The following is a 22,729-nucleotide window of genomic DNA, read 5'->3' on the forward strand; positions in this document are numbered from 1 at the left end:
CCGTCGCGGCTAAGGGTTAATCCCTGATCGCGCGGATTTCCCCTTTCTCTATTCGAGATGTAAGCAATTGCTTACAGTGCGTGTAAGCAAAGCGTGCAAAGGTGATCCGGCAGATGTCGTAAACGAAATTTATTGTTCCGTAAGTCATTGTTTAAAAAAGAAAGTGAAAATAAATCGGATAGTGGCAGCGTAGCCATCATGCATTTTTCCAAGTTGCTGTTGTCATCCAAAGCCTTAATATCGCACCCGTGCTTAAGGACAAGCACAGCCGGCAAGGATGTCGGTAAGGAACGACCGTAGGATGCGGTTCATCAGGATGATGAGCAGGAAATAGAGGGATGCATGGAAGGAGGCGGGCGGGGGTTAAACCCCGCCCCTTTTTTTGCCTGCGATTTACCGCGTGTCAGTCTGCCGAACGACTTCGATGCTGGGTGTCCTATGTTAGGTACTCAAAGTAGAGGAATTCACAATGAGCAGTACAGACCCGAATCAACCTACGCAGTCGGAACAGGATCATGAGGATCCTGCGAAGCGCCATCCAGATGAAGCTGACGAGGATCAGCTGGATGAAGCACTGGAAGAAACGTTCCCGGCCAGTGATCCCATCTCCCCTTAAACGGGGCCGGTACTCCAGCTGCCAGTCTCAAGCGCTCAGTCGCTGAACCAGTGCAGCTATGATCTGTTCGCGCAGCAGTGGGGCAAGCACGTACTGCTGCTGTGCATGCAGATCCAGCCACGCCAACTCCTCGATTTCAGCCTGTGCCCTCACGGCACCTTTCAGGCTTCCCACAAAGACATCCGCTTCTACCCAGTGATTCGGTTCGTTGGCTGCTCTTGCCTGAAAGTGGCCAAGCGATTGGAGTTCTGAGGTGTCGATATCCAGATTCAGCTCCTCCTTCAGCTCTCTTCCAAGCGCATCGAGCGGCGCTTCCCCAGATTCGATCTTGCCGCCTGGAAGCATGAACACCTCAGTGCCGCGTTTACGGACGATCAGCAATTTGCCGGCGTCGTTCACCAGGCAAGCCGTGGCAATCTTCAAAATGTTGGGCATGTGAGCTCGCTGTTGTAGTGCATCGCCGTCAGCGTTTTATGCCGGTTGTAACGTTCGAGCCGGGAGGTCAGCGAGTCCGGCAGCGTCGTAGCCCTGCAGAACCCCATCTGCTGATAGAAGGTCATCAGTGTCGGCTCGCAAAATAGCCATACGGGGCCCTCGCAAGCAACAAGCGCGCGCGATACCAGGCACTTGGCGAGGCCGCGACCACGGTGGCCGGGTGCGACCAGTAAGCCGGTCAGCCATTTGCCTCCGGCTACATCGGACAGGCACAACCCGGCCACGATCTCTGGCTGGCCTGCGACCCAGTAGCCGGCGTCAGCTGGCGCACGCATATGGCTGCGGTGGCTCCGATAAAACTTGCTCAGCAGTGGCCGATGTTCACTCGGCAACTGGCGTATCAGATCTGTCTGCACGGAAGTCCTTTCAAGCTGCGGCAGCCAATCGCGGCGATTTCCTGCAACCCGCGCCGGACGTGAGTATGCGGACGCTTATTCCGTTCATCCGAACGCTGAAATTTTTGGACATAAATCAGGTTCTCAGAATGACCAGCCCTCCAACTAGGACATAACAATATGTTGGATCTACTGATAGTCATGGCTTTCATCCTCTACGGCCTGAGTTCCGGTTTGCGCGCACGGGGTAAGGCATCCAAGAGTCTCGACGAGTATTTCCTCGCGGGCAGAACGATCAAGGGCTGGAAGGCCGGCTTTTCCATGGGGGCGACGCAATTTGCGGCCGATACACCCCTGCTGGTCACGGGCTTGGTCGCGACGGCCGGTATTTTCGCGCTATGGCGTCTTTGGATCTACGGCCTGGCGTTCCTGCTGATGGCATTCGTCTTCGCAGTGGGATGGCGTCGAGCCGGTGTGTTGACCGATGCTGAGCTGACGCGTGTGCGCTACAGCGGCAGAGGCGTTACCGCGCTACGTTTGCTCAAGGCCATCTACTACGGCACCGTAATCAATTGCGTCGTGCTGGCCATGGTATTGGTGGCGGCTATTCGTATCGCTGAGGTGTTCCTGCCGTGGCACCTGTGGCTTCCAGCAGGCATCTACGAGCCCATCGTCGGATTCATCTCCAGTACAGGCATCCAGCTTGGCGAAAGTATCACCGGGCTCGAGCCTGCGATGATGAGCGCCAACAACCTCATATCGATTCTGCTGATCCTAGCGTTTACGGCGATGTATTCAATCACTGGCGGGTTGCGTGCGGTGGTGCAGACCGATGTCGTGCAGTTCAGCCTGGCGATGGTCGGGACGCTGCTGTATGCCTGGTTCGTGGTAGACGCCGCCGGCGGCCTCGGCGGGCTCACGGACCGTATCGTTGAACTGTACGGCGCGGACCAAGCTAGCAAGATGCTGTCCTTCTCACCCCCGGCGGATGCTGGCGAGGCACTGATGCCTTTTCTGGTGATCGTTGGCCTGCAGTGGTTCTTTCAGATGAATTCCGATGGCACTGGCTATCTCGCGCAGCGAAGCATGGCCTGCCCGACAGACCGTGACGCGAGAATTGCCGGGCTGGTGTTTTCCTGGCTGCAGATCTTCCTTCGGAGCCTGTTCTGGATGGCTATTGCGGTCGGTTTACTGGTGCTCTATCCGTTTACGCCGGCAGAAATGGCCGGTGATGGCTTTACCGCAGGACGAGAAGCGCTGTTTGTTCAAGGGATCGAAGACTTGCTGCCGCCGGGTGTACGCGGCCTGATGCTCGTCGGCCTGCTGGCCGCGCTGGCATCAACCGTTGATACGCACCTCAATTGGGGCGCGTCCTACTGGAGTAACGACGTTTACGGTGGCGTGTTTGCACCCCATGTGCTGAAGCGCAAACCCAGGGATCGTGAGCTGGTGCTGGTGGCGCGCCTGTCGAATGTGCTGATCCTGGCAATCGCCATGATCATCATGGCCAACCTTGGATCGATTCAGACGGCCTGGTTCATTTCGCTGCTCTTCGGTGCTGGAATGGGGTCTGTGCTGGTTCTGCGCTGGCTCTGGGAGCGGATAAATCTCTATTCGGAGCTGACCGCTATGGCCGTGTCGCTGATCACTGCGCCACTGCTTCTCTACTACCTCGGCACTGATCCTGAACGTGAGTGGGTCCGACTTGGAATAATGGCGCTGACCACCACCTCGGCCGCCATCCTGGTTACCTTCATCACGCCTGCAACCGATGATGCAACGCTGAAGCGGTTCTACCGTCGTGTTCGGCCGTTCGGTTTCTGGCGCAACGCAGCAATGCTCAACGGGGTGGCCGCCTCCGTCTCGATCAAGGCACTGGGTACTCGACTGTTTGCCGTTGCGGTAACCGCTGTTTCGCTCTTCTCATTGCTGGTCGGTGTAGGTCGCTTGATGTTTCCGCCACCGAACGGATCATCAATGATCAGCTGGATCTGCATCGCAGTGGGTTTGTTGTTGATCCCGGTCTGGTTGCGAATCGCCATGGGGCGCGATTTCGATACGGATCCTGAAGACGAGTTGATGCTGGACGAGACAACTGTTGATCAGAGAAATACGGTCTGAATGTTCGAAGAGAAATAAGCCGCTTCGCTAGTTTTAAAGTCGTCATTTGGTTTCTGGTTCAGGCTAATAAACTAGCGAAGCGGTAATAATTAAACGACCATACATCAATGGTTTATAAGATATTCCTAAAATAAAGTGAACAGTCTGTTCATGCTCATGTCACTTGCATACGCATCAGAAAGTTGCGTATCCGACATAGCTATGAAGAACAAGAGGTGTTGTCATGAACAAACTTTTCAAAACTTCCCTCCTTGTCGCCGCCATGCTTCCTGCGATTGCAGTTGCCGCACCTGTGGCAGGTGATCGAGAAGTAACTCTGGGTGGCGCGGGCAGCAGCGATAAGAGCTTCGACGATACGGTGTTCTCCGTACAGGGTAGTTGGGGTACTTATCTGGACGAAGCCTCCATGTGGGGTGTCCGTCAGACAGTAAACGCACGTGATTCCGAGGGCGAAAGCGTGCAGTTCGATGGCTCCACCCGTGTGTTCTACGACTATCACTTCGGTAGCGGTAATACCCGTCCCTTCGTAGGTGTAAGCGTCGGCGGCATCTATGGCGAAGAGGTCGATGAGACCTTCATGGGCGGCCCGGAAATCGGAATCAAGCATTGGGTGCAGGACAAGACCTTCATCACTGCTATGGCCGAGTATCAGTTCCTGTTCAAAAGCGGGAGCGATGCGCAAGACCGTTACGATGATGGCGCGTTCTTCTACAGCGTAGGTATCGGTTACAACTACTAAGCGTAATGAGTGCGATGCCCTAACGGCATCGCACTCGCACTTGCGCTGCGCTTGTTAATTGCAGTTTTCAAATTTAATTATAAAGCTCGTTGGTCATGTCAGCCTTTACCAGTTGCTTCAGATGATTCTGCAATGCCAGCCCTGGCTCGTCATATTCTGAAGTGATCATGCAATCCCCCATTGACTGAGAATTCTTCCTGAACCGGATTTGGTTTATTTGGGAAGACGTAGAGGTCGGGCGCACGCAAAATGTTTCATGCTGATTCGAGAGCTTGTAGAGCAGTAGACGGATATTGATCTCAGAAAGGCTGTCGCCGATTAACAGGACGGCTTTGCTCAAGTTGTCCGTGTATAACTTGATATCGAGCGGCGTTTCGAATTGGAGTCTTTCGTAGTAACTCGTCTCATCCAGCACGATGAGACATCGTCATCGAAATCACTATGCAACTTGACGATCTGCCGAACTCCATCTCGCGCCTCACCGGATCGCCGGCATTGGCGATCACAACTCGGCAAAGATGCAGAGGTAGCCGTCGGGAATGGACACCTCGTCCCACTCGAAGCCTTCGCTGGCGGCTGGCGTGCAGGCAATTCCTGCCGGTCACTTCGCCTATGAAGAAATGCCGCTTGCGCCCGTCGCAGTAGCCAATAAGCGTGCGCGACACTGCTGAAGTATCGTCCAGGCTGCCAATCAGATCGGAGAAGCGCACCGCATGCAGATTGCCGCAGAAGGTTTGCGTCAAACCGCCTGGAGATTCATTGAGGCTGATGTAAGGCAGGAGTGATCGACGAAGACCGGTTTGCCAATCAGTTTGAAAAGCCGCGAACAACGTGTCACTCACTAACTGATTGAGGTCTTCGATCTGTGTTTCGACGATACGCACCGGAAATTTGATGATCTCGATCCCGCTCTGCCAAAATTCTTCCGCGTTGCGGATTTTCTGTTCATTGGCCGACGCATAGCGGATTTTCATGTGTTCGCCAGTGTGGTCGGATGTCAGTGGCCGTGCGGACAGGCAAGCCGGCCCGCTTGCACGATGCGTTGGGCGGGTACCCGCAGTTGCGCCAGCAGATAGTCCGCGAAATCAGCGGAATAACCCTGCCTTTCGATGGCGAGGGCCATGCATTCGAGCCAGGCGTCGTGCTCGGCTTCAGCCACCTGCCAGCGGGTATGAAACTGCGGAATGTTGATGCTGCCGTATCGCTCTGCGTAGCGGCGTGGACCGCCCAACCAGCCACAGAGAAACGCCGCCAACCGCTCGCGTGGCGCGCGCAGGTCTTCAGGATAGAGGCGACGCACGCAGTTGGCCCGTTCATGCTCATCCATGATCTGGTAGAAATCGTTTACCAGCCGGGCGATGCCGGATTCACCTCCTGCGGCGATAAAAGACGCGTCAGCGGTGCCGAAGGGGAGGGGGCCGGTTTCACTCATGTAAACGCTCGAATAGAGATGTGTTGGTGGATTATTGATCCACGGCAATGGATGTGGTCCTGATGGTCTGGCGTGGCAGGGCGATGGTCTATTCTGTCGAGAATGGGTCAACAGGAGAATCGCCATGCGCAACATCCTTCTAGCTTTCGACGGGTCCGAGAATGCCAGGCGGGCTCTGCAGTACATCGTCGACTTCGCCAGGGATGCACCGAAGCCGCCTGAAGTCCATGTGCTGAATGTGCAGCAGGAGCCGGTGCTTTACGGAGAGTTCGTCACCGCCGGAACGGTGGAGGAACTTAATCAGAGCTTCCTCGATAAATCGAGACGCACCCTGGAAGATGCCGCTTCCGCGCTGCAGACCGCCGGGATCAATCATCAGACTCATGCGATTCTGGGTAATGTCGCAGAGCAGGTCAGTGACGCGGTGCAGCGCTATGGCTGCGATACGGTGGTGATGGGTACTCGAGGCCTGGGCAGTTTCAAAGGCATGTTGATGGGCTCGGTAGCGAATCGCGTCATCCATGAGGTCTCGGTGCCGGTCCTGCTGGTCAAGTAACCGGGACCGAGACAGTCGGGCTGGATTCAGTCCGGCTTTTTCTTGAGCAGATCAGCCAGGTTGGCGAAGGCCTTGAAGGTCTCCTTCGGGCCGAGATCGCTGCCTGGCTTGGCTTCGGCGTGGTACTGATTGTCTGTATAGCGGGAATGCTCGTTGTCGTGGCAATAGAGGCAGAGCAGCTCCCAATTCGAACCGTCTTCGGGGTTGTTGTCGTGGTTGTGGTCCTTGTGATGGACCGTCAACTCACTCAAGCGCTTGCCCGAGAATTCACGCGCGCAACGCCCGCACACCCAGGGATACATTTTCAGTGCTTTTTCCCGATAGCCCTGTTCACGCTGGGCGTAGGGCGTACCTGGTTTGTTCGTACTCATCGCTTTGCCTCTACCTGAAGATTACTTGCCAGTTGCGATCAGCCCGCCAGGCCAACGTAGACATTCTGCACATCGTCATGAGCGTCGATAGCGCTGAGGAAGGACTCGACTTCTTCGAGCTGGGCTTCTGACAGCGAGGAGACCGGGTTCTTCGGACGGTAACCCAGCTGCGCCGACTGTACAGTGAAGCCATGCTCGGGCAACGCCCGGCAAACTACGTCCATGTCGGTGGCATCGCTGATGAACAGCGTGGCGCCGTCCTCTGCCGGTTCGAAGTCCTGGGCACCGGCTTCGATAGCGGCCAATTCGGCGTCGGCCTCAGCGCTAGCGGGTGCAGCCTCGATCATGCCGCAGTGCTCGAAGTCCCAGGCTACCGAGCCGGACGCGCCCAGCTGACCCTTGCGAAAGAGGACACGAATCTCGGCCACGGTGCGGTTGACGTTATCGGTCAGGCATTCAACGATCACCGGAACCTGATGCGGAGCGAAGCCTTCATAGGTGGTGCGCTCGTAGTTGACGCTTTCGCCGAGCAGGCCAGCGCCTTTCTTGATGGCGCGCTCGAGGGTCTCACGTGGCATCGAGGCTTTCTTGGCTTGTTCGACCACTAGACGCAAGCGCGGATTCATGTCCGGATCGGCGCCGCTGCGGGCTGCGATCATGATTTCCTTGGACAGCTTGCCGAAGGTGCGTCCCTTGGCGTTGGCTGCCGCTTCCTTATGTTTCGCTTTCCACTGTGCGCCCATGGTTTCTCTCGTTTTTGCTGAAAGTAGGAAGATCGTTCGATTGAGCGATTCTAGCCGTTGGCGTAGCAGCAGGCACGGGCTGCGATCGACTCTGATGAGCCGGCGGGACGTATGGTGCACCGAGGGCGACTGTATCGCCGATTTGGCCGCCTGCTGTATGACGACGCCCTTGTGGCTGACGGTTCTAATGCATTTTTATCCGAGGAACTGCCATGTCGCCAAAGGACCTGATGCTGGCCCTTGTCGTGATCGTCGTATGGGGCATGAACTTCGTGGTGATCAGGGTCGGCCTCGACAACATTCCGCCGATGCTGCTGGGTTCGCTGCGCTTCATGCTGGCTGCCTTTCCGGCGATCCTGTTCATCAAGCGACCAAAGATGCCGCTGCGTTGGTTGCTGGCCTATGGCGCGACGATTTCGCTTGGGCAGTTCGCCTTTCTCTTCTCGGCGATGAAGGTCGGGATGCCGGCAGGACTCGCGTCCCTGGTGCTCCAGTCGCAAGCGTTCTTCACCTTGTTCTTTGCTGTGCTGTTTCTTGGCGAACGACTGCGGATAACCAATCTGATCGGGCTGGTGATCGCGGCGAGTGGTTTGCTGCTGATTGGCATGCAAGGTGATCGAACCATGACGCTGGCGGGTTTCGTGCTGACGATCTGTGCGGCGTCTATGTGGGCGCTGGGTAACATCGTTACGCGCAAGGTGGGCAAGGTGAATCTGGTCGGCTTGGTTGTATGGGGCAGCCTGATTCCGCCAATTCCGTTCTTCGCGCTGTCCTGGTTTCTGGAAGGCCCTGTCGCGATCGAGGCAGCGCTGCGCGGCTTCAACATGGATTCGGCGTTGGTACTGCTCTACCTGGCGTTTGGGGCGACCATTCTCGGATACGGACTCTGGAGCCGGCTTCTGTCGCGTTATCCAGCCAATACCGTGGCGCCGTTTTCATTGCTGGTTCCGGTCGTAGGGCTGACGTCTGCCGCGCTTTTGCTGGATGAACATCTGGGGGTTCTGCAGGCAGCCGGCGCGGTGCTGGTGATGCTGGGGCTAGCGGTCAACGTGGGCGGGGCTTGGGTGGTTGGCCGTCTACGCGTGGCATCCGGTAAACCGGCTGCCTGAATGCATAGCGCCCCGCGCGGAGACCGGGCGGGGCGCTGCATGGCGTCAGTGCTCAGCGGGCAGCGTGGCTACCCAGCAGGGGTGTCGCACCGTTCGCTTTATCCTTCTTGGCTGCGCGTTTTTCTTGCGCAGTCTTCAGGGGTTTCTTTTTCGCATTCTTCTTTGTATCCATACCTTTGCTCATGGCGTCGCCTCGCGGATTAGTGGCTTGATTGTGCATCCCTGCATGGGTCTGCTCTGTGGCCAGTACACCTCGATGTGAGCGAGAAGAAGGGAAACAGGATGAATCGAGCCTACGCCTGATGCCCCGGATTGGATAGCGGCAAATTCTGCCGTGACTACCCAAACCGGCCAGCCGACGGTCAGACCTTGAAACGACCGATCAGCGTCTGCAGTTCGCCGCCCAGCTGGGCCAGGCGTGCCGTGGCGGATGCCGTCTCTTGCGCCGCTTCGGCTGATTGGTCCGCCACGTCGCGCACGCTCAATACGCTGCGATTGATCTCCTCTGCGACCGAGCTTTGTTGCTCAGCAGCGGTCGCGATCTGCTGGTTCATCGCCTGGATGACCGAGACGGTTTCGGTGATGGCCTGCAGCTCCGCTCCTACATCTCGAGCAAGGGTTACGGTATCTCGTGCCAAGCTGCTACTGCTGTCCATCATGCCGGAGGCGTTGCGTGCGCCCTTTTGCAGATTGGCAATCAGTGCTTCGATCTGCGCAGTCGACTCCTGTGTGCGCTGGGCGAGGCCGCGCACCTCGTCGGCTACCACGGCAAACCCACGTCCGGCCTCGCCGGCGCGCGCCGCTTCGATGGCGGCGTTCAGTGCAAGCAGATTGGTCTGTTCGGCGATCCCGTTGATAACGGTCAGCACGGTACTGATGCCGTCAGTTTCCTGATTGAGCTGAGTCATGGCTTCGGCCGACAGCGTGACCTCGCTCGAGAGCTTGTCGATCTGGGCCAAAGCGCGTTGTACAACGGTGTTGCCTTTAGCAGCCTGCTGATCGGCGCGTTGGGCGGCCCCCGAAGCCTCTTCGGCATTGCGGGCGACTTCCTGCACCGTTGCGGTCATCTCGTGCATTGCCGTGGCGACCTGATCGGTTTCCTGCCGCTGACTGCTTACGCCGGCGCTGGTTTGTGCGGTAACTGCCGAGAGCTCTTCGGAAGCGGTTGCCAGTTGGGTGGTGATACCCCCGACATGGCCGATCAACGACTGCAGGTTACCGCGGGTCTTGTCGAGCGCTTGCAGCAGTTTGCCGAACTCGTCCTTGCGCGGCTCCGGAGACTGTCCAGTCATGTCACCCGAGCCGATTTTCTCGGCGATGAGCACGGCCTGGTTCAGCGGCTGGGTGATCTGCCGGACGATCAATCCACCGATCAGTACGCCGAGCACAATGGCAAACAGTGTGATTCCAACTACCTGGAGTTTCTTCGAGGTGGCGTCTTCGGCGCGTTTCTTCGTCTGGCTGGAGATGATCCCCTGCGCCTGCTCATAGAGCTTGGCGAAGATGGCCTCCATGTCCTGACGCGTCTGCTGCTGATCTGCAACCAGGGGCGGCAACTTCTTGACCAGCTCGACATACTCCGTCGCGCTGGCCTTGAGGGCCGTCAGGCTCGCAGCTTGAGGGCCGATCAACTCTTGCTCGAGCGGTGCGATGGCAGCGGTGAGCGTCTCAAATTGCTTATTCAGCGCCTGCAGGGCTGGCTCCGATTCTTCCATGAGGTAACCCCTGACCGTGAAGCGCAACAGGCGATTCTGCTTGGACAGCTCGGTGGTGAGCAGGGCGATATTGGCTACGTCGCTGGTCGGGTGCAGGACCGGATTGCCGTAGACACCGTTCCAACGGCGCTCCAGGTCGGCGATCAACTTGTCCGTGGTGTTGCCTGCGTCGACCCAGTTGGCGCGGGTCTGCTTCTTGAGGGCATGCAGTGCTACGAGTTTTTCGAACGCACTCTGGTAATTGCGCGCCTCGCTGGCGATGGTTTCCAGATAGGCCCGATCTTGCGGCTCGGAGAAGGTTGATCTGCGTTGCTCGACCAGTTGAGCGATCTTGGCGACCGATTCGCTTACGCGAGTGACGTACTGAGCATCGCCGCGCTCCTCGAATCGCACCTGTGCGTAGCGGATCTGATTGGCTTCGTTGAGCAGATTCTCTGCAGTCTGTGCCTTGTCGCTGCGCGAGATCAGCGCATCCATGCTCAATACGCCGATAACAGCGACGCAGATTGTGAGCAGCAATACCGCGGCGAAGCCTAGAGCCAGCTTGTAGCTGACCTTGAGATTTTTCATTGTTGTACCTCAAGCGGGGCAGGGTGCCGATGACGATGTGTCGTAACACGAGATCGGCTGAGCCTGCTGTTACTTGAGGGTTGTCTGATGACTTTTCAGGCATCTGCCAGGCGGTCATGACAATGGCGCTGACGGTCAGCAGCGAATCCGTTGTGCCTGAATTTCCGGGAGTTCTGCACGCCGCATATAAGCCAGCAACGGCTCGCTGATTCCCAGGCGGTCATTCACGTTCTGGTCGATCAGTAGCTGGATGAGCTCGCGCTTGAGCGTCATCACTTGCCCATCCAGTGGGTGCCAGATGAACTCGCTAGTGGGCGTGATGCTGGCGTCGGCCACATCCATGCCGAACGAGTCTTCGCTGAAACGCACGATATGGCGACCGCTTTTGCTATTGAAGCCTACAAAACCCTGCAGGCGGTCGGCGGCCTGACAAATGTCAGCGGATGTGATGCTCATGTAAACCTCGAATATGGGGAGTGGTTTACACGCAGGGCTATAAGTGCTGCTGGCATCCTTCTGCGAGGACGCTTCGAGTGCGGCATTGTCGCGACAAGCGCACCACCTGAACAGCGGCACGACGCCGCCTGGCGAATTTCAGAACAGCGCGCCTTGATCCTGAAGTCGGCGCTTTGCATCAAGACGCTGGCGAAAACGCACGCGGTACTCGTTCGCCAGCGGCTGTAACGCCTGAAGCCAGTCGAGATTGTCCTCGCCGAGCGCATCATCGATGAAGCTGCGCCAGACACGAAGCACGGTCGCGGTGGGGTGTGGCCGCTCGAGCAGCTGCAGCTCGGCGCCAGGCCGGATGACCCCGGGCTCCAGTGTTCGATACAGCCAGCCGGTTCGGCCGCTGCGCGCGAGCTGTCGCGCCAGGCCGCGGGCATTATGGCGGCGATCAAGGTTGCTGCACGGCGAGCGCGGCTGGCTGACTTCGATGATGGCATCACCCCAACCAAAGCGATCACCAATGCAAACCTGACGCTCATCGAGGCCGCGGGTGGAAATGTTCTCGCCGAACGCGGCTGGGCCAAGCGACTGCAGATGCGAAAACAGATCGTGCCATCGGCGGTAGTGCTCGACCGGGTAATGGCAGAGGCTGCGATCGGGCCCACCATGAAAGCGTCGGTCGGCGACCCGGTCGCCCTGCAGACCATCATGGTCGAGCCAGACCTCACCCGGAGCGAGCTGCTTGTCGATGGCTGAAGGCTTGTCAGTACCCGGCAGCTGCAGCAATTGGTCGCGTAGGAAGGGCCCTTCAACCGGCCAGTGCATGAGCGAACCCGGAGGAGAATGGATGATGATTTCCTCGCTCAGCTTTCATTCAGCCTGGCCAGTTCTCGGCGAACCATCGCAGCGTATTCAGGCGGTGTCAGCTGATAGAGCTCGCTGGCGACCCAGGCCAACCAGCGCGTGCCAAGTGTCGAGCGTTGCCCGATCAACCGCTGTGCTTCGGCTGTCGCCCGTTCGGCATGTTGCTGATGAAATTCTGACCGACTCATCTTTTGCTCCCGTTATCAGGGGGCGATTCTAAACCAGTAGTGCAGCGCTGGCGGCTGACCCTTGGTAAAGCCGTCTGGCCGCGCTAGGCTCGCCCTTCCTTCGATACGCGAGTGTGAACCATGCCGGGGCCAGTGAACTTCAAGGACAAGATTTCCCGCCAGCGACCCTATGCTCGCGTCGAGCAGGGACTCAAGGCGTCCGAGGGGGATCTGTCGCTGGTCATCGACCAACTTGAAAGTGATCGCGGGCGCATCATCAATTCGGCAGCGATACGCCGCCTGCAGCAGAAGACCCAGGTATTCCCTCTGGAGCGCAACGCCGCGGTGCGCAGCCGCCTGACGCATTCGCTTGAAGTCCAGCAGACCGGTCGTTTCATCGTGCGCACCCTGTACAAGCAGCTCGGTGACAAGGCCGCGTGCTATGGACTGGATGGGCTCGAAGGCGCGCTGGAGAGTCTGGTCGAGATGACCTGCCTGATGCACGACATCGGCAATCCGCCGTTCGGACATTTCGGTGAATTCGCCATTGGCGAGTGGTTTACCCGGCATCTGCAAGCGCTGTTCGATGCAGCGGTACCGCCAGGGCAGGGCGACACCGGGTTGCGCCGCCAGATGCTCAGAGATCTGGAGCAGTTCGAGGGCAATGCCCAGGCAATACGGCTGGTGGTCAGCCTGCTGCGGCTCAATCTCACCTACACGCAGACAGCCGGACTGCTCAAGTATGTACGCGCCGCTTATGCACCGAAGCCGGAGAAAGGAACGCCGGGTGCCTATCTGCTGAAGAAGCCGGGCTTCTACTTGTCCGAAGAGCCCTTCGTGGGCGATCTGCAGGCCGCGCTGGGACTGCTGCCGGGCACTCGGCATCCTGTTGCCTACATCATGGAAGCGGCGGACGACATTGCCTACTGCCTGGCCGATATCGAGGATTCGGTGGAGAAAGGCATCTTCACCATCGAACAGCTGGCGCAGCTGTTGATCGCCAAGTTCGCAGAGCATGGTTCAGCGGACGAGCCGATCGCGGCCACAGGTCGCAGCTTTCGAGGCATGGTCGACTATGCCCTGTCACGCGCAGACAGAGAGCCGATCAACAAGGTGGGTGAGTTCTTCATCTGGCTGCGGGTGAACATGGTTCATCCGCTGGTACAGCATGCGGCTCAGCAGTTCATCGAGCATATCGAGGAGGTCTATCACGGCACCCTCGATCGTGCTTTGCTCGAGGACGCCAGCCTGCCCAATGCCATCGTGCAGACCTTCAAGGATGTAGCGATGGACCGCGTGTTCTGCCACCGCGAAGTGGAAACCCTGCAGCTGCAGGGCTACCGGATTCTGCAGGGCTTGCTGGATGCCTATGGGCCCGTGCTGAAGGTCGCACCTGCAACCTTTCACGCGCTGACCGAAGGTGTTTGCCGCAGCGAGCCTCACCTGCAGATGCTGGCCCGTCGACTACCCAGCCAACTGATCAAGGCCTATCACGAGGCGATCAAGACGTACCCCGAAGGGAGCCCCGAGCAACCGTTGTGGGAGTTCTATTACCGCTGTCGAATGCTGCAGGACTTCGTCAGTGGCATGACCGATCAGCTGGCTCAGGATGAATACCGCACCCTGTCCGCCCTCTAGCTCCAGTCTGCGATAGCGCAGTCGATCCTGCGCCGTCCATTTGCACAGCCAGTCGGCTGCTGCCTCACTTTGGTTCATCCTGCCGTTTCGCTGGTATGGCAATTGCTTTTGCTTGGTGCGTCTCCCAACTCAAAGCCCTTAAACGGAGCAGAACGGGAGGCGTTGCCTTTGCAGCTGAAGCCTTCGTACGCCCGATTCAGGCTGTCTGGATGAAATCGCGGCAACCCTCGGCCAGGTGTAAAGAACGTAGGCAAGCCAAGCATGCTAAATGAATCATTCTGGTGCATTGATAGATCTGGCTTGCTGTTTTGGTGCGATTCATCCGTAGGACGCAGTTGATGGAAAATCCAAGCAGTGCAGTCGAGGTGCTGGTGCATGGCGCCAACACGCTTTTCATTCTAATGGGCGCGGTAATGGTGCTGGCCATGCACGCCGGTTTCGCCTTTCTCGAAGTGGGCACGGTTCGCCTGAAGAATCAGGTCAATGCGCTGTCGAAGATCATTGCTGACTTCGCCGTCTCGACCCTTGCCTACTTCTTCATCGGCTATTGGGTGGCATACGGCGTCACCTTCGTCCAGCCTGCCGATCAGCTGATTGCCGACAACGGCTATTCACTGGTCAAGTTCTTCTTCCTGCTGACCTTTGCGGCGGCGATCCCAGCCATTATTTCCGGCGGTATCGCCGAGCGAGCCCGATTTGGTCCGCAGCTGTGTGCGACCTTGCTGATCGTCGCCTTCATCTATCCGTTCTTCGAAGGGTTGATGTGGAATGGCAATTTCAGGCTGCAGGATTGGCTCGAAGCGCAGTTCGGTGCGCCGTTTCATGACTTCGCCGGTTCGGTTGTCGTACATGGCATGGGTGGCTGGCTCGCCTTCGGCGCGGTACTGCTGCTAGGAAGACGCAACGGCCGTTACCGTGAAGGCCGGCTCGTGGCTTTTGCGCCGTCGAACATCCCATTCCTGGGGCTGGGCTCGTGGATCCTTATCGTGGGCTGGTTCGGCTTCAACGTAATGAGCGCGCAGACCCTTGAGGGCGTCAGCGGGCTCGTGGCGATCAACTCGCTGATGGCCATGGTCGGCGGAACGGTCGCTGCATGGGCCGTTGGCCGCAACGACCCGGGCTTTCTGCACAATGGGCCGCTGGCCGGACTGGTGGCGATCTGCGCCGGTTCCGATCTCATGCATCCAATTGGTGCACTGGCCACCGGCCTTGTAGCAGGCGCGTTGTTCGTCTGGACTTTCACTGCGGCACAGGTCAGCTGGAAGATCGATGACGTTCTAGGTGTCTGGCCATTGCATGGCCTATGCGGCGTCTGGGGCGGTTTAGCGTGTGGGATTTTCGGTCAGCAGGCGTTGGGTGGGCTGGGTGGCATCAGTCTGCTCAGCCAGATGGTGGGCACGCTGGTGGGGGTGTTGGTGGCGCTGGTTGGCGGCTTCGTCGTCTATGGGCTGCTCAAGGCAACGATTGGCATTCGTCTGAGCCAGGAGGAGGAGTTCAACGGTGCTGACCTTTCGATCCACCGTATCGGTGCGCTGAGTCACGACTGAAGGTCGGCTGAGGTGCCCGGAGGATATCCGGGCGCAGGCTTCAGTGCTGCTTCCGGCTTTTGGTCGCCGCTGAGCCGGCGTCTTCACCGTATGCGCCCATGAACAGCGACACGCAGTCTTCGACGTGTTTATTCGCTTCTGCCTGATCCGGCGGCGCTGCATAGCCGATCAACAGCCGAAAATGTGCGGCACCCTTGATCAGCGAGCAGAAGTGTTCTGCGGCACGCATGGGCTCTTCCATATTCAGTAAGCCGCGCTGTTTCGCCTGGCTCAACAGCTGCTCCAGATCCAGCAGCAGGCGCTGCGGCCCGACGTCGAAGAACATCCGTGACAGCGCAGGGTTCTGCGTAGCCATCGCTACCATGACGCGATGCAGGCCAATGGATTCCGGGCTGTTGACCAGTGCCTGGAATGCATAGCCGATATCCAGCAGCACCTGGCGAATCGAGCAGCCCGCTTCGAGTACGAACAGCTTGCGCGGCAGACGCGTCTCACAGGTGGTCTTAACCGCCTCGCCGAACAATGCCTCCTTGTCCTTGAAGTGGCTGTACAGCGTGAGCTTCGACACGCCGGCTTCGGCAGCGATGGCATCCATGCTGCTGCCTTCGTAACCATTACTGAGAAAGAGAACACGCGCTGCTTCAAGAATGGCCTCGCGCTTGGCGAGATCCTTCGGACGGCCCGGGCCAGCGGAGGCGGGGAGCTTTTCTGTCATGGGTCTTTTTAATACTAGACTGGTGAGTTCGGTATTTTTACTATACCGCGCAGTATAAGTATTAGAACCCGCCTTGCGACAGAGAGAGACCTATCGTGTTTCGACATGCCCTGCCTTTCATCGGAGTCATTGGTCTCGCGCTGCTTGCCGGCTGTAATAACGGCGAGCCCGAGCCGCTTGCGGTAAGGCCGGTCATGGTCACTCAGCCGCAACCGGCCAGTGAGGCATTCGAAAGCTATCCGGGTGAGGTTCATGCGCGCTATGAGCCGGAACTGGCATTTCGCATTGGTGGCAAGGTAGCCGAGCGCATGGTCGAGGCCGGTGAGCGTGTCAGCAAAGGCCAGCCGCTGGCCAAGCTCGACCCACAGGACGTGCAGTTGCAGCTCGAAGGGATTCGCGCTCAGGTCGCAGCGGCAGAAGCCAATCTGCGCGTCGCGCAGGCCGAGCACGAACGCTACAAGACCCTGATGAATCGCCAGCTGGTCAGCCGCTCGCAATTCGATTCTTCCGAAAACGCTTTTCGCTCGGCTCAGGCACGGTTGCAGCAGGCGCGAGCCGAATACGACGTGGCACATAATCAGGTCGACTACGCCGTGCTGCGGGCCACCCACGATGGCGTGGTTGCTCAGCGCCGGATAGAAGTCGGACAGGTCGTCGCCGCTGGCCAGACTGCGTTCGTGCTGGCGGCTGATGGTGAGCGCGAGGTGGCGATCAACCTGCCGGAACAGGCGCTTGACCGCTATTCGGTGGGCCAGACGGTATCTGTGGAAATCTGGTCGCAGAAAAACAAACAGTTCCCCGGCCACATTCGCGAGCTGTCGCCTGCCGCTGACCCGCAGTCTCGCACCTATTCCGCACGTGTCGCTTTCGCCACGGCCGAGGTATCGGCCGAGCTCGGGCAAAGTGCGCTGGTCTCGATCCGCAACGAGACCGAAGTGCCGTTGGCATTGCCGCTTTCCGCTGTCACCGCCGAGCAGGGCAATGCCTATGTCTGGCGCGTGAAGAGCGATGCCACCCTCGAACGAGTGGCGGTACAGACCGGTGCCTTTGGCGAAACGCTGGTGCCGATCTTCGCTGGCCTTAATGCCGATGACTGGATCGTGATGGCTGGGGTGCAGATGCTGCATGAGAGTCAGCCGGTGAGGGCCGTTGATCGCGACAACCGACCGGTCGAGCTGGCGGCGCAGGAGTAATTCGGATGCGCTTCAATCTTTCCGCCTGGGCCCTGGGAAACCGGCAGATCGTTATCTATCTGATGCTGCTTATGGCCGTCGTGGGGGCGCTGTCGTACAGCAAACTCGGTCAGAGCGAGGATCCGCCGTTCACCTTCAAGGCCATGGTGATCCAGACCCAGTGGCCCGGTGCGACTGCCGAAGAGGTGTCTCGCCAGGTCACTGAGCGCATCGAGAAGAAGCTGATGGAGACCGGCGAATACGAGCGCATCGTTTCCTTCTCCCGCCCTGGTGAATCCAACGTGACCTTCATGGCGCGCGATTCGTTGCGTTCCGAGCAGATCCCCGATCTCTGGTATCAGATCCGCAAAAAGATCGGCGACATCCATCACACGCTCCCGGCGGGTGTGCAGGGGCCGTTTTTCAACGACGAGTTCGGGACGACCTTCGGCAATATCTACGCCTTGACCGGGCAGGGCTTCGACTACGCCGTGCTCAAGGACTATGCCGATCGGATTCAGCTGCGCCTGCAGCGGGTGAAGAACGTTGGCAAGGTCGAGCTGATCGGCTTGCAGGACGAGAAGATCTGGATCGAGCTGTCCAACGTCAAATTGGCCACGCTGGGCGTGCCGCTCGAGGCGGTCAAACAGGCATTAGAGGCGCAGAACACCGTGATGTCGGCGGGCTTCGTCGAAACCGTCAGTGATCGTGTACAGCTACGAGTTACCGGTAGCTTCGAATCAGTGAAGGAGATTCGCGACTTCCCGATCCGCGTTGCGGGCAGCACCTTCCGCATCGGCGATGTGGCCGAGGTCTATCGTGGTTTCAACGACCCGCCTTCGCCCCGCATGCGGTTCATGGGCGAGCCGGCAATCGGGCTGGCGGTATCGATGAAGGCGGGCGGCGACATCCTCGTGCTCGGTGAGGCCTTGCAGGGCGAGTTCGCCAGATTGCAGCAGGAGTTACCGGCAGGCATGGAGCTGCGCAAGGTGTCCGATCAGCCAGCGGCCGTGAAAACCGGCGTCGGCGAGTTCGTGCAGGTGCTGATCGAGGCGCTGGTAATCGTGCTGCTGGTGAGCTTCTTCTCGCTTGGTGTGCGTACGGGGCTGGTGGTCGCACTGTCGATTCCGCTGGTGCTGGCGATGACCTTCGCCAGCATGCATTACCTGGATATCGGTCTGCACAAGATCTCCCTGGGGGCCTTGGTGCTGGCGCTGGGACTGATGGTGGACGACGCGATCATTGCCGTGGAGATGATGGCGATAAAAATGGAGCAGGGTTACGACCGGCTCAAGGCCGCGAGTTACGCTTGGACCAGCACGGCATTTCCGATGCTCACTGGCACGCTGATCACTGCGGCGGGCTTTCTGCCGATCGCCACGGCCCAGTCCAGCACGGGCGAATACACCCGCTCGATTTTTCAGGTCGTGACTATCGCTCTGATCGCGTCGTGGATTGCCGCAGTCGTGTTCGTGCCGTTGCTGGGAGCAAAACTGCTCCCGGATCTGGCCAAGCGCCATGCAGATAAGCACGGTGGTTCCGATGAGGGCCATGATCCGTACTCGACGCCGTTCTATCAGCGCGTTCGTCGGGTGATCCAGTTCTGTGTGCGGCGGCGCAAGACGGTGATTGTCCTCACGTTGTTATTGTTCGTCGGTGCGATCGGCCTGTTTCGCATCGTTCCGCAGCAGTTCTTTCCGGCATCGGGTCGCCTGGAGCTGATGGTCGACTTGAAACTGGCCGAAGGTGCATCGCTCAAAGCGACCGAAGCAGAGGTGCACCGACTCGAAGAAATGCTCAAAGACCGCGCCGGCATCGACAATTACGTTGCTTATGTTGGCAATGGCTCCCCGCGGTTCTATCTGCCGCTCGACCAGCAGCTACCGGCCACCAGTTTCGCTCAGATCGTGGTGTTGGCTGGGAGCATCGAGCAGCGTGAGGCTTTGCGCAGCTGGCTGATCGAACGGTTGCGTGAAGACTTTCCGAGCCTGCGTGGCCGCGTGAGCCGTCTGGAGAACGGTCCGCCTGTGGGCTATCCGGTGCAGTTCCGCGTCACCGGCGAGCATATCGACGTGGTGCGCAAGCTAGCTCGTCAGGTCGCTGCCAAAGTGCGCGAAAACCCCTATGTCGCCAATGTGCACCTCGACTGGCAGGAGCCGAGCAAGGTGGTGTGGTTGAACGTGGATCAAGACCGCGCCCGAGCGCTTGGCGTGAGCACGCTGGAACTGTCAGATTTCCTTCGCCGCACCTTTACCGGCACGACTGCGGGCCAATTCCGCGAAGACAACGAGCTGATCGAGATTCAGCTGCGTGGTACGGCACGGGAGCGCGAAAAGCTGTCCATGCTGCCAAGTCTGGCTATCCCTACTGCCAGCGGACGCAGCGTGCCCTTGTCGCAGGTTGCGACCCTGGAATACGGTTTCGAGGAAGGTGTGATCTGGCATCGCAATCGCTTGCCGACAGTTACCGTGCGGGCCGATATCTATGGTGATCAGCAACCGGCTTCGCTGGTCCAGCAGATCGAGCCATCTCTGGCCGAGGTTCGCGAGGCGCTACCCAGCGGCTATCTGCTGGAAGTTGGCGGAACGGTGGAGGATTCGAGCCGCGGCCAGGCTTCGGTGAATGCCGGCATGCCCTTGTTCGTCATCGTTGTTGTCAGCTTGCTGATGCTTCAGCTCAAGAGCTTTTCACGCGCGGCCATGGTGTTCCTCACCGCGCCGCTTGGGTTGATCGGCGTTGCGCTGTTCCTGCTGCTGTTCGGCAAGCCGTTCGGTTTCGTGGCGATGCTGGGCACCATCGCGCTGTCGGGGATGATCATGCGCAACTCGGTGATTCTGGTCGATCAGATCGAGCAGGACATAGGTGCCGGACAGGATCGCTTCAACGCCATCATCGATGCGACGGTGCGTCGCTTCCGCCCGATCGTGCTGACCGCGCTGGCTTCGGTGCTGGCGATGATCCCGCTGTCACGCAGCGTGTTCTTCGGGCCCATGGCGGTGGCCATCATGGGTGGTCTGATCGTTGCGACGGCGCTGACGCTGCTGTTCCTGCCGGCGCTCTATGCCGCCTGGTTCCGGGTCAAGGAAGAGCCGCAGACGTAGGGCAATCGCCCCGGCATTCAGTTCAGATGCCGGCGGCCTTGAGCAATTGTTCAGCAGCGGATTTGGCCAGTAGTGCCTGATCCGCAGGGCCCTCGATGTGCGCCATGCTCAGCGCACCTTCGATGAGATATTGCAGCTGGCGCGCCAACTGCTCGGGCTGCGGCGCCTCCAGCGCTTCCAGCAGTTCGCGCAGATGCTGCTGAAACTGCGCTTTGTAAGATGCCGCGCGTTGATGGATAGGGTGTTCGCGGTCCTGATACTCGGCCGCCGCATTGATGAACAGGCAGCCACAGAACGCGCTCGGGCTGTGAATCATGTTGTTCAACCCATCGAACACGGCCAATACGGCCTTGCGCGGCGGTAGCTTGCTGCGGGCTTCGCGCAGCCTTTCAAGCATTGGCTGCTGGCGAGCGTCCAGCACCGCCAGGATCAACTCGTCCTTGGACTTGAAGTGCTTGTACAAGGTCATCTTGGCCACGCCGGACTCGCTGAGAATCCGGTCGATTCCCGTGGCGTGGTAACCCTCTGTGTAGAACAGGCGCTCGGCGGTGCCGAGCAGAACGTCACGCTTGTTCGTTGCCATTTAGATCTCCTCAAGCGGCCATTATGCGGGAGCGGATGACATCCTCCAAAAGTTGCGGGTCGATGTGTTTCTGAGGCTTGAAATATACAGACAGGTCTGTCTATTATCCAGTCGTGCCTTACCGATCTCATCCCAACGGAGCGACACGATGAAACTCTACGATCTGACCCTGTCTGGTAACTGCTATAAGGCGCGGCTGTTTCTAAGTCTGATCGGCCAGCCGGTCGAACTGGTCCCAGTGGATCTGCTGAAGGGTGAGCACAAGCGACCGCCATTCCTCTCGCTCAATCCGCGCGGGCAGGTTCCGGTTCTGGTGGACGGCGATGTGCGAGTCGTGGACTCCCAGGCCATCCTCGTCTATCTGGCGCGGCGCTATGCCGATGAACGCTGGTTTCCGCTGGATGCACAGCGCCAAGCGGACATCGTTGGCTGGCTGAGCTTCGCGGCGAACGAGATGCATCATGGGCCGGCCACTGCGAGGCTAGGCCGCGTGTTCGGTCGTCCCATAGATGCGGCTTTGGCCGAAAGCCGCGCGCTGGCGGCCATGCAGTTGCTGGAGCAGCAGCTCTCTGAGCACGCATGGTTGGCTGGCACCGACACGCCAACACTCGCCGATGTCGCTGTGTATCCCTACGCGGGTCTTGCGGGCGAGGGCGGCGTTGATCTCGCGTCTTACCCGGCCGTAAGGGCTTGGTGTTCGCGTATCCGCGAGCTACCTGGCTATGTCGGGATGCCAGGTCTGGAGTAGGGAGGCTTAACCATGAGCAGTCCTTTCCATGTTGGCGAGCAGTGGGTGCAAAGCCGTGCAGGTGTGCGTGAGAAAGCCGAGCAGATCGGCAGCCGAATAATTCGTTCGGCAATGCCTGAGCAGCATCGCGAGTTCTTTGAACGGCTGCCGGCGGTTCTGCTGGGCGCTGTCGACAGCGAAGGGCAGCCTCATGCATCGATATTGTGGGGCACGCCCGGATTTATGTGGTCGCCGCACCCGGCACTGTTGTGTGTCGAAGCCAGCGTGCAGGCGGATGATCCGGTTGCGTCACTCATGCGGCCACAAGCTGCAATCGGGCTGCTAGGGCTGGAAATGCCCACGCGGCGCCGCAACCGGGTGAACGGACGAATCGTCGAGTGCGATGAGCGAGGGTTCAGCGTTGCAGTCGCTCAGTCGTTCGGTAATTGCCCCAAATACATCCAGGCTCGTCATTGGCAGGCGAGTCCACGGATGCCCGGGCTCGTCGTTGCAGGGGAAGGGCTGGATGATCGATGGCTGGCGCTGGTGCAGACCGCCGACACACTCTTCATTGCCAGTCAGAGCCCCGACGCACAGGGAGGCGGGGCGGATATCTCGCATCGCGGCGGTGCGCCCGGCTTCGTGCGATACGGGGAGGACGGTCGCCTCTGGCTGCCTGATTACGGCGGCAATCAGCTGTTCAATACGCTTGGCAATCTTGTTCGAGAACCGCGCTGTGGACTGCTTTTCATGGATTTCGATAGCGGTGATCTGCTGCAGCTCCAGGCCAAGGCTGAGCTCGTGTGGCCAGAGCAGTATGCGGCCTTCAACGCCAATCCGCCGCCTAGTGCCGAACGCATGCTGGCGCTGACACCAGGGCGCTGGTCGCTTCGTCGTGGGCGGTTGCCCTTGTCATTTTCGGCGCCCGAAGCATCTCCCTTCCTCCCACGGGCGGAGGTGTAAGCC

General features: G+C 59.0%; 23 protein-coding genes and 1 pseudogene. 11 read left to right on the forward strand and 13 right to left on the reverse strand.

Annotated elements, in window-relative coordinates:
• The first annotated feature begins 469 nt into the window (after nucleotides 1-469).
• Nucleotides 470-616: a hypothetical protein gene (locus NA619_RS06635; protein WP_255960996.1), complete on the forward strand. Its 147-nt coding sequence runs from the start codon at nucleotides 470-472 to the stop codon at nucleotides 614-616.
• A gap of 27 nt (nucleotides 617-643) precedes the next feature.
• On the opposite strand, the gene NA619_RS06640 is transcribed toward NA619_RS06635, so the two are convergent.
• Nucleotides 644-1,051 carry an NUDIX hydrolase gene (locus tag NA619_RS06640; protein WP_255960997.1) on the reverse strand — a complete coding sequence of 136 codons (408 nt, stop codon included), beginning with the start codon at nucleotides 1,049-1,051 and terminating at the stop codon, nucleotides 644-646.
• On the reverse strand, nucleotides 1,036-1,467 hold the full coding sequence (locus NA619_RS06645) for a GNAT family N-acetyltransferase (protein WP_255960998.1): 432 nt from the start codon (nucleotides 1,465-1,467) through the stop codon (nucleotides 1,036-1,038). Before NA619_RS06645 ends, NA619_RS06640 begins: the two co-directional genes overlap by 16 nt.
• Before the next feature lie 159 nt (nucleotides 1,468-1,626).
• On the opposite strand from NA619_RS06645, the gene NA619_RS06650 reads away from it, so the two are divergent.
• Together NA619_RS06650 and NA619_RS06655 are read left to right on the forward strand one after the other, a co-directional pair.
• A complete protein-coding gene (locus tag NA619_RS06650; RefSeq protein ID WP_255960999.1) occupies nucleotides 1,627-3,567 on the forward strand; it encodes a sodium:solute symporter family protein in 1,941 nt (646 codons plus the stop codon).
• Between the two features lie 223 nt (nucleotides 3,568-3,790).
• The gene (locus NA619_RS06655) at nucleotides 3,791-4,306 is read left to right on the forward strand and encodes a hypothetical protein (RefSeq protein ID WP_255961000.1); all 516 of its coding nucleotides are present in this window, start codon (nucleotides 3,791-3,793) and stop codon (nucleotides 4,304-4,306) included.
• A 73-nt stretch (nucleotides 4,307-4,379) separates the two neighbouring features.
• Here the strand turns inward: NA619_RS06655 and NA619_RS25200 are convergent.
• Both NA619_RS25200 and NA619_RS06665 read right to left on the reverse strand, forming a co-directional pair.
• Nucleotides 4,380-4,809, reverse strand: a pseudogene (locus NA619_RS25200) (SIR2 family protein); the annotation flags it as partial.
• A gap of 494 nt (nucleotides 4,810-5,303) precedes the next feature.
• Nucleotides 5,304-5,738 carry a group II truncated hemoglobin gene (locus NA619_RS06665; RefSeq protein WP_255961002.1) on the reverse strand — a complete coding sequence of 145 codons (435 nt, stop codon included), beginning with the start codon at nucleotides 5,736-5,738 and terminating at the stop codon, nucleotides 5,304-5,306.
• A 124-nt stretch (nucleotides 5,739-5,862) separates the two neighbouring features.
• On the opposite strand from NA619_RS06665, the gene NA619_RS06670 reads away from it, so the two are divergent.
• Entirely contained in the window at nucleotides 5,863-6,294 is a 432-nt protein-coding gene (locus NA619_RS06670) for a universal stress protein (protein WP_255961003.1), read from the forward strand.
• A gap of 26 nt (nucleotides 6,295-6,320) precedes the next feature.
• On the opposite strand, the gene NA619_RS06675 is transcribed toward NA619_RS06670, so the two are convergent.
• Together NA619_RS06675 and NA619_RS06680 are read right to left on the reverse strand one after the other, a co-directional pair.
• A complete protein-coding gene (locus NA619_RS06675) occupies nucleotides 6,321-6,665 on the reverse strand; it encodes a YajD family HNH nuclease (protein WP_255961004.1) in 345 nt (114 codons plus the stop codon).
• Nucleotides 6,666-6,703: 38 nt separating this feature from the next.
• Complete coding sequence (locus NA619_RS06680; protein WP_255961005.1) at nucleotides 6,704-7,408, reverse strand: YebC/PmpR family DNA-binding transcriptional regulator; 705 nt, start codon at nucleotides 7,406-7,408, stop codon at nucleotides 6,704-6,706.
• 212 nt (nucleotides 7,409-7,620) lie between these two features.
• Here NA619_RS06680 and NA619_RS06685 point away from each other — a divergent pair, with 212 nt between their 5' ends.
• Nucleotides 7,621-8,517 (forward strand): EamA family transporter, encoded by an 897-nt coding sequence (locus NA619_RS06685; RefSeq protein ID WP_255961006.1) that lies wholly within the window; start codon nucleotides 7,621-7,623, stop codon nucleotides 8,515-8,517.
• A gap of 52 nt (nucleotides 8,518-8,569) precedes the next feature.
• On the opposite strand, the gene NA619_RS06690 is transcribed toward NA619_RS06685, so the two are convergent.
• The 5 genes from NA619_RS06690 to NA619_RS06710 form a co-directional block, all read right to left on the reverse strand.
• Nucleotides 8,570-8,701: a hypothetical protein gene (locus NA619_RS06690; RefSeq protein ID WP_255830001.1), complete on the reverse strand. Its 132-nt coding sequence runs from the start codon at nucleotides 8,699-8,701 to the stop codon at nucleotides 8,570-8,572.
• Nucleotides 8,702-8,879: 178 nt separating this feature from the next.
• Nucleotides 8,880-10,802: a HAMP domain-containing methyl-accepting chemotaxis protein gene (locus tag NA619_RS06695; protein ID WP_255961007.1), complete on the reverse strand. Its 1,923-nt coding sequence runs from the start codon at nucleotides 10,800-10,802 to the stop codon at nucleotides 8,880-8,882.
• Nucleotides 10,803-10,937: 135 nt separating this feature from the next.
• Nucleotides 10,938-11,258: a DUF2025 family protein gene (locus NA619_RS06700; RefSeq protein WP_255961008.1), complete on the reverse strand. Its 321-nt coding sequence runs from the start codon at nucleotides 11,256-11,258 to the stop codon at nucleotides 10,938-10,940.
• 138 nt (nucleotides 11,259-11,396) lie between these two features.
• A complete protein-coding gene (locus NA619_RS06705) occupies nucleotides 11,397-12,074 on the reverse strand; it encodes an MOSC domain-containing protein (protein WP_255961009.1) in 678 nt (225 codons plus the stop codon).
• Between the two features lie 38 nt (nucleotides 12,075-12,112).
• On the reverse strand, nucleotides 12,113-12,301 hold the full coding sequence (locus tag NA619_RS06710) for a hypothetical protein (protein WP_255961010.1): 189 nt from the start codon (nucleotides 12,299-12,301) through the stop codon (nucleotides 12,113-12,115).
• A 120-nt stretch (nucleotides 12,302-12,421) separates the two neighbouring features.
• Between NA619_RS06710 and dgt the strand changes: the two genes are divergently transcribed.
• Nucleotides 12,422-13,918, forward strand: a complete 1,497-nt coding sequence (gene dgt / locus NA619_RS06715) for a dGTPase (protein ID WP_255961011.1) — start codon at nucleotides 12,422-12,424, stop codon at nucleotides 13,916-13,918.
• A 338-nt stretch (nucleotides 13,919-14,256) separates the two neighbouring features.
• Nucleotides 14,257-15,465 (forward strand): ammonium transporter, encoded by a 1,209-nt coding sequence (locus NA619_RS06720; protein ID WP_255961012.1) that lies wholly within the window; start codon nucleotides 14,257-14,259, stop codon nucleotides 15,463-15,465.
• Nucleotides 15,466-15,505: 40 nt separating this feature from the next.
• Here NA619_RS06720 and NA619_RS06725 read toward each other — a convergent pair whose 3' ends face one another.
• Nucleotides 15,506-16,180, reverse strand: coding sequence for a TetR/AcrR family transcriptional regulator (locus NA619_RS06725; RefSeq protein ID WP_255961013.1), 675 nt, complete (start codon nucleotides 16,178-16,180; stop codon nucleotides 15,506-15,508).
• Between the two features lie 95 nt (nucleotides 16,181-16,275).
• On the opposite strand from NA619_RS06725, the gene NA619_RS06730 reads away from it, so the two are divergent.
• Together NA619_RS06730 and NA619_RS06735 are read left to right on the forward strand one after the other, a co-directional pair.
• A complete protein-coding gene (locus NA619_RS06730; protein ID WP_255961014.1) occupies nucleotides 16,276-17,373 on the forward strand; it encodes an efflux RND transporter periplasmic adaptor subunit in 1,098 nt (365 codons plus the stop codon).
• Nucleotides 17,374-17,378: 5 nt separating this feature from the next.
• The gene (locus NA619_RS06735; protein WP_255961015.1) at nucleotides 17,379-20,453 is read left to right on the forward strand and encodes an efflux RND transporter permease subunit; all 3,075 of its coding nucleotides are present in this window, start codon (nucleotides 17,379-17,381) and stop codon (nucleotides 20,451-20,453) included.
• A 22-nt stretch (nucleotides 20,454-20,475) separates the two neighbouring features.
• Here NA619_RS06735 and NA619_RS06740 read toward each other — a convergent pair whose 3' ends face one another.
• Nucleotides 20,476-21,036, reverse strand: coding sequence for a TetR/AcrR family transcriptional regulator (locus tag NA619_RS06740; protein ID WP_255961016.1), 561 nt, complete (start codon nucleotides 21,034-21,036; stop codon nucleotides 20,476-20,478).
• Between the two features lie 148 nt (nucleotides 21,037-21,184).
• On the opposite strand from NA619_RS06740, the gene NA619_RS06745 reads away from it, so the two are divergent.
• Both NA619_RS06745 and NA619_RS06750 read left to right on the forward strand, forming a co-directional pair.
• A complete protein-coding gene (locus NA619_RS06745) occupies nucleotides 21,185-21,784 on the forward strand; it encodes a glutathione S-transferase family protein (RefSeq protein WP_255961017.1) in 600 nt (199 codons plus the stop codon).
• 12 nt (nucleotides 21,785-21,796) lie between these two features.
• Nucleotides 21,797-22,726, forward strand: coding sequence for a pyridoxamine 5'-phosphate oxidase family protein (locus NA619_RS06750; protein WP_255961018.1), 930 nt, complete (start codon nucleotides 21,797-21,799; stop codon nucleotides 22,724-22,726).
• Nucleotides 22,727-22,729 lie beyond the last annotated feature (3 nt).

The organism is Stutzerimonas stutzeri, from assembly GCF_024448895.1.
GTDB lineage: Bacteria > Pseudomonadota > Gammaproteobacteria > Pseudomonadales > Pseudomonadaceae > Stutzerimonas > Stutzerimonas stutzeri_Q.

Excerpts from the sequence above, each read along its gene's own strand:
- NA619_RS06635 (WP_255960996.1), top strand. The coding sequence starts at position 470 with ATGAGCAGTACAGACCCGAATCAACCTACGCAGTCGGAACAGGATCAT.
- NA619_RS06640 (WP_255960997.1), bottom strand. The coding sequence starts at position 1,051 with ATGCCCAACATTTTGAAGATTGCCACGGCTTGCCTGGTGAACGACGCC.
- NA619_RS06650 (WP_255960999.1), top strand. The coding sequence starts at position 1,627 with ATGTTGGATCTACTGATAGTCATGGCTTTCATCCTCTACGGCCTGAGT.
- NA619_RS06655 (WP_255961000.1), top strand. The coding sequence starts at position 3,791 with ATGAACAAACTTTTCAAAACTTCCCTCCTTGTCGCCGCCATGCTTCCT.
- NA619_RS06665 (WP_255961002.1), bottom strand. The coding sequence starts at position 5,738 with ATGAGTGAAACCGGCCCCCTCCCCTTCGGCACCGCTGACGCGTCTTTT.
- NA619_RS06670 (WP_255961003.1), top strand. The coding sequence starts at position 5,863 with ATGCGCAACATCCTTCTAGCTTTCGACGGGTCCGAGAATGCCAGGCGG.
- NA619_RS06675 (WP_255961004.1), bottom strand. The coding sequence starts at position 6,665 with ATGAGTACGAACAAACCAGGTACGCCCTACGCCCAGCGTGAACAGGGC.
- NA619_RS06680 (WP_255961005.1), bottom strand. The coding sequence starts at position 7,408 with ATGGGCGCACAGTGGAAAGCGAAACATAAGGAAGCGGCAGCCAACGCC.
- NA619_RS06685 (WP_255961006.1), top strand. The coding sequence starts at position 7,621 with ATGTCGCCAAAGGACCTGATGCTGGCCCTTGTCGTGATCGTCGTATGG.
- NA619_RS06690 (WP_255830001.1), bottom strand. The coding sequence starts at position 8,701 with ATGAGCAAAGGTATGGATACAAAGAAGAATGCGAAAAAGAAACCCCTG.
- NA619_RS06695 (WP_255961007.1), bottom strand. The coding sequence starts at position 10,802 with ATGAAAAATCTCAAGGTCAGCTACAAGCTGGCTCTAGGCTTCGCCGCG.
- NA619_RS06700 (WP_255961008.1), bottom strand. The coding sequence starts at position 11,258 with ATGAGCATCACATCCGCTGACATTTGTCAGGCCGCCGACCGCCTGCAG.
- NA619_RS06705 (WP_255961009.1), bottom strand. The coding sequence starts at position 12,074 with ATGCACTGGCCGGTTGAAGGGCCCTTCCTACGCGACCAATTGCTGCAG.
- NA619_RS06710 (WP_255961010.1), bottom strand. The coding sequence starts at position 12,301 with ATGAGTCGGTCAGAATTTCATCAGCAACATGCCGAACGGGCGACAGCC.
- dgt (WP_255961011.1), top strand. The coding sequence starts at position 12,422 with ATGCCGGGGCCAGTGAACTTCAAGGACAAGATTTCCCGCCAGCGACCC.
- NA619_RS06720 (WP_255961012.1), top strand. The coding sequence starts at position 14,257 with ATGGAAAATCCAAGCAGTGCAGTCGAGGTGCTGGTGCATGGCGCCAAC.
- NA619_RS06725 (WP_255961013.1), bottom strand. The coding sequence starts at position 16,180 with ATGACAGAAAAGCTCCCCGCCTCCGCTGGCCCGGGCCGTCCGAAGGAT.
- NA619_RS06735 (WP_255961015.1), top strand. The coding sequence starts at position 17,379 with ATGCGCTTCAATCTTTCCGCCTGGGCCCTGGGAAACCGGCAGATCGTT.
- NA619_RS06740 (WP_255961016.1), bottom strand. The coding sequence starts at position 21,036 with ATGGCAACGAACAAGCGTGACGTTCTGCTCGGCACCGCCGAGCGCCTG.
- NA619_RS06745 (WP_255961017.1), top strand. The coding sequence starts at position 21,185 with ATGAAACTCTACGATCTGACCCTGTCTGGTAACTGCTATAAGGCGCGG.
- NA619_RS06750 (WP_255961018.1), top strand. The coding sequence starts at position 21,797 with ATGAGCAGTCCTTTCCATGTTGGCGAGCAGTGGGTGCAAAGCCGTGCA.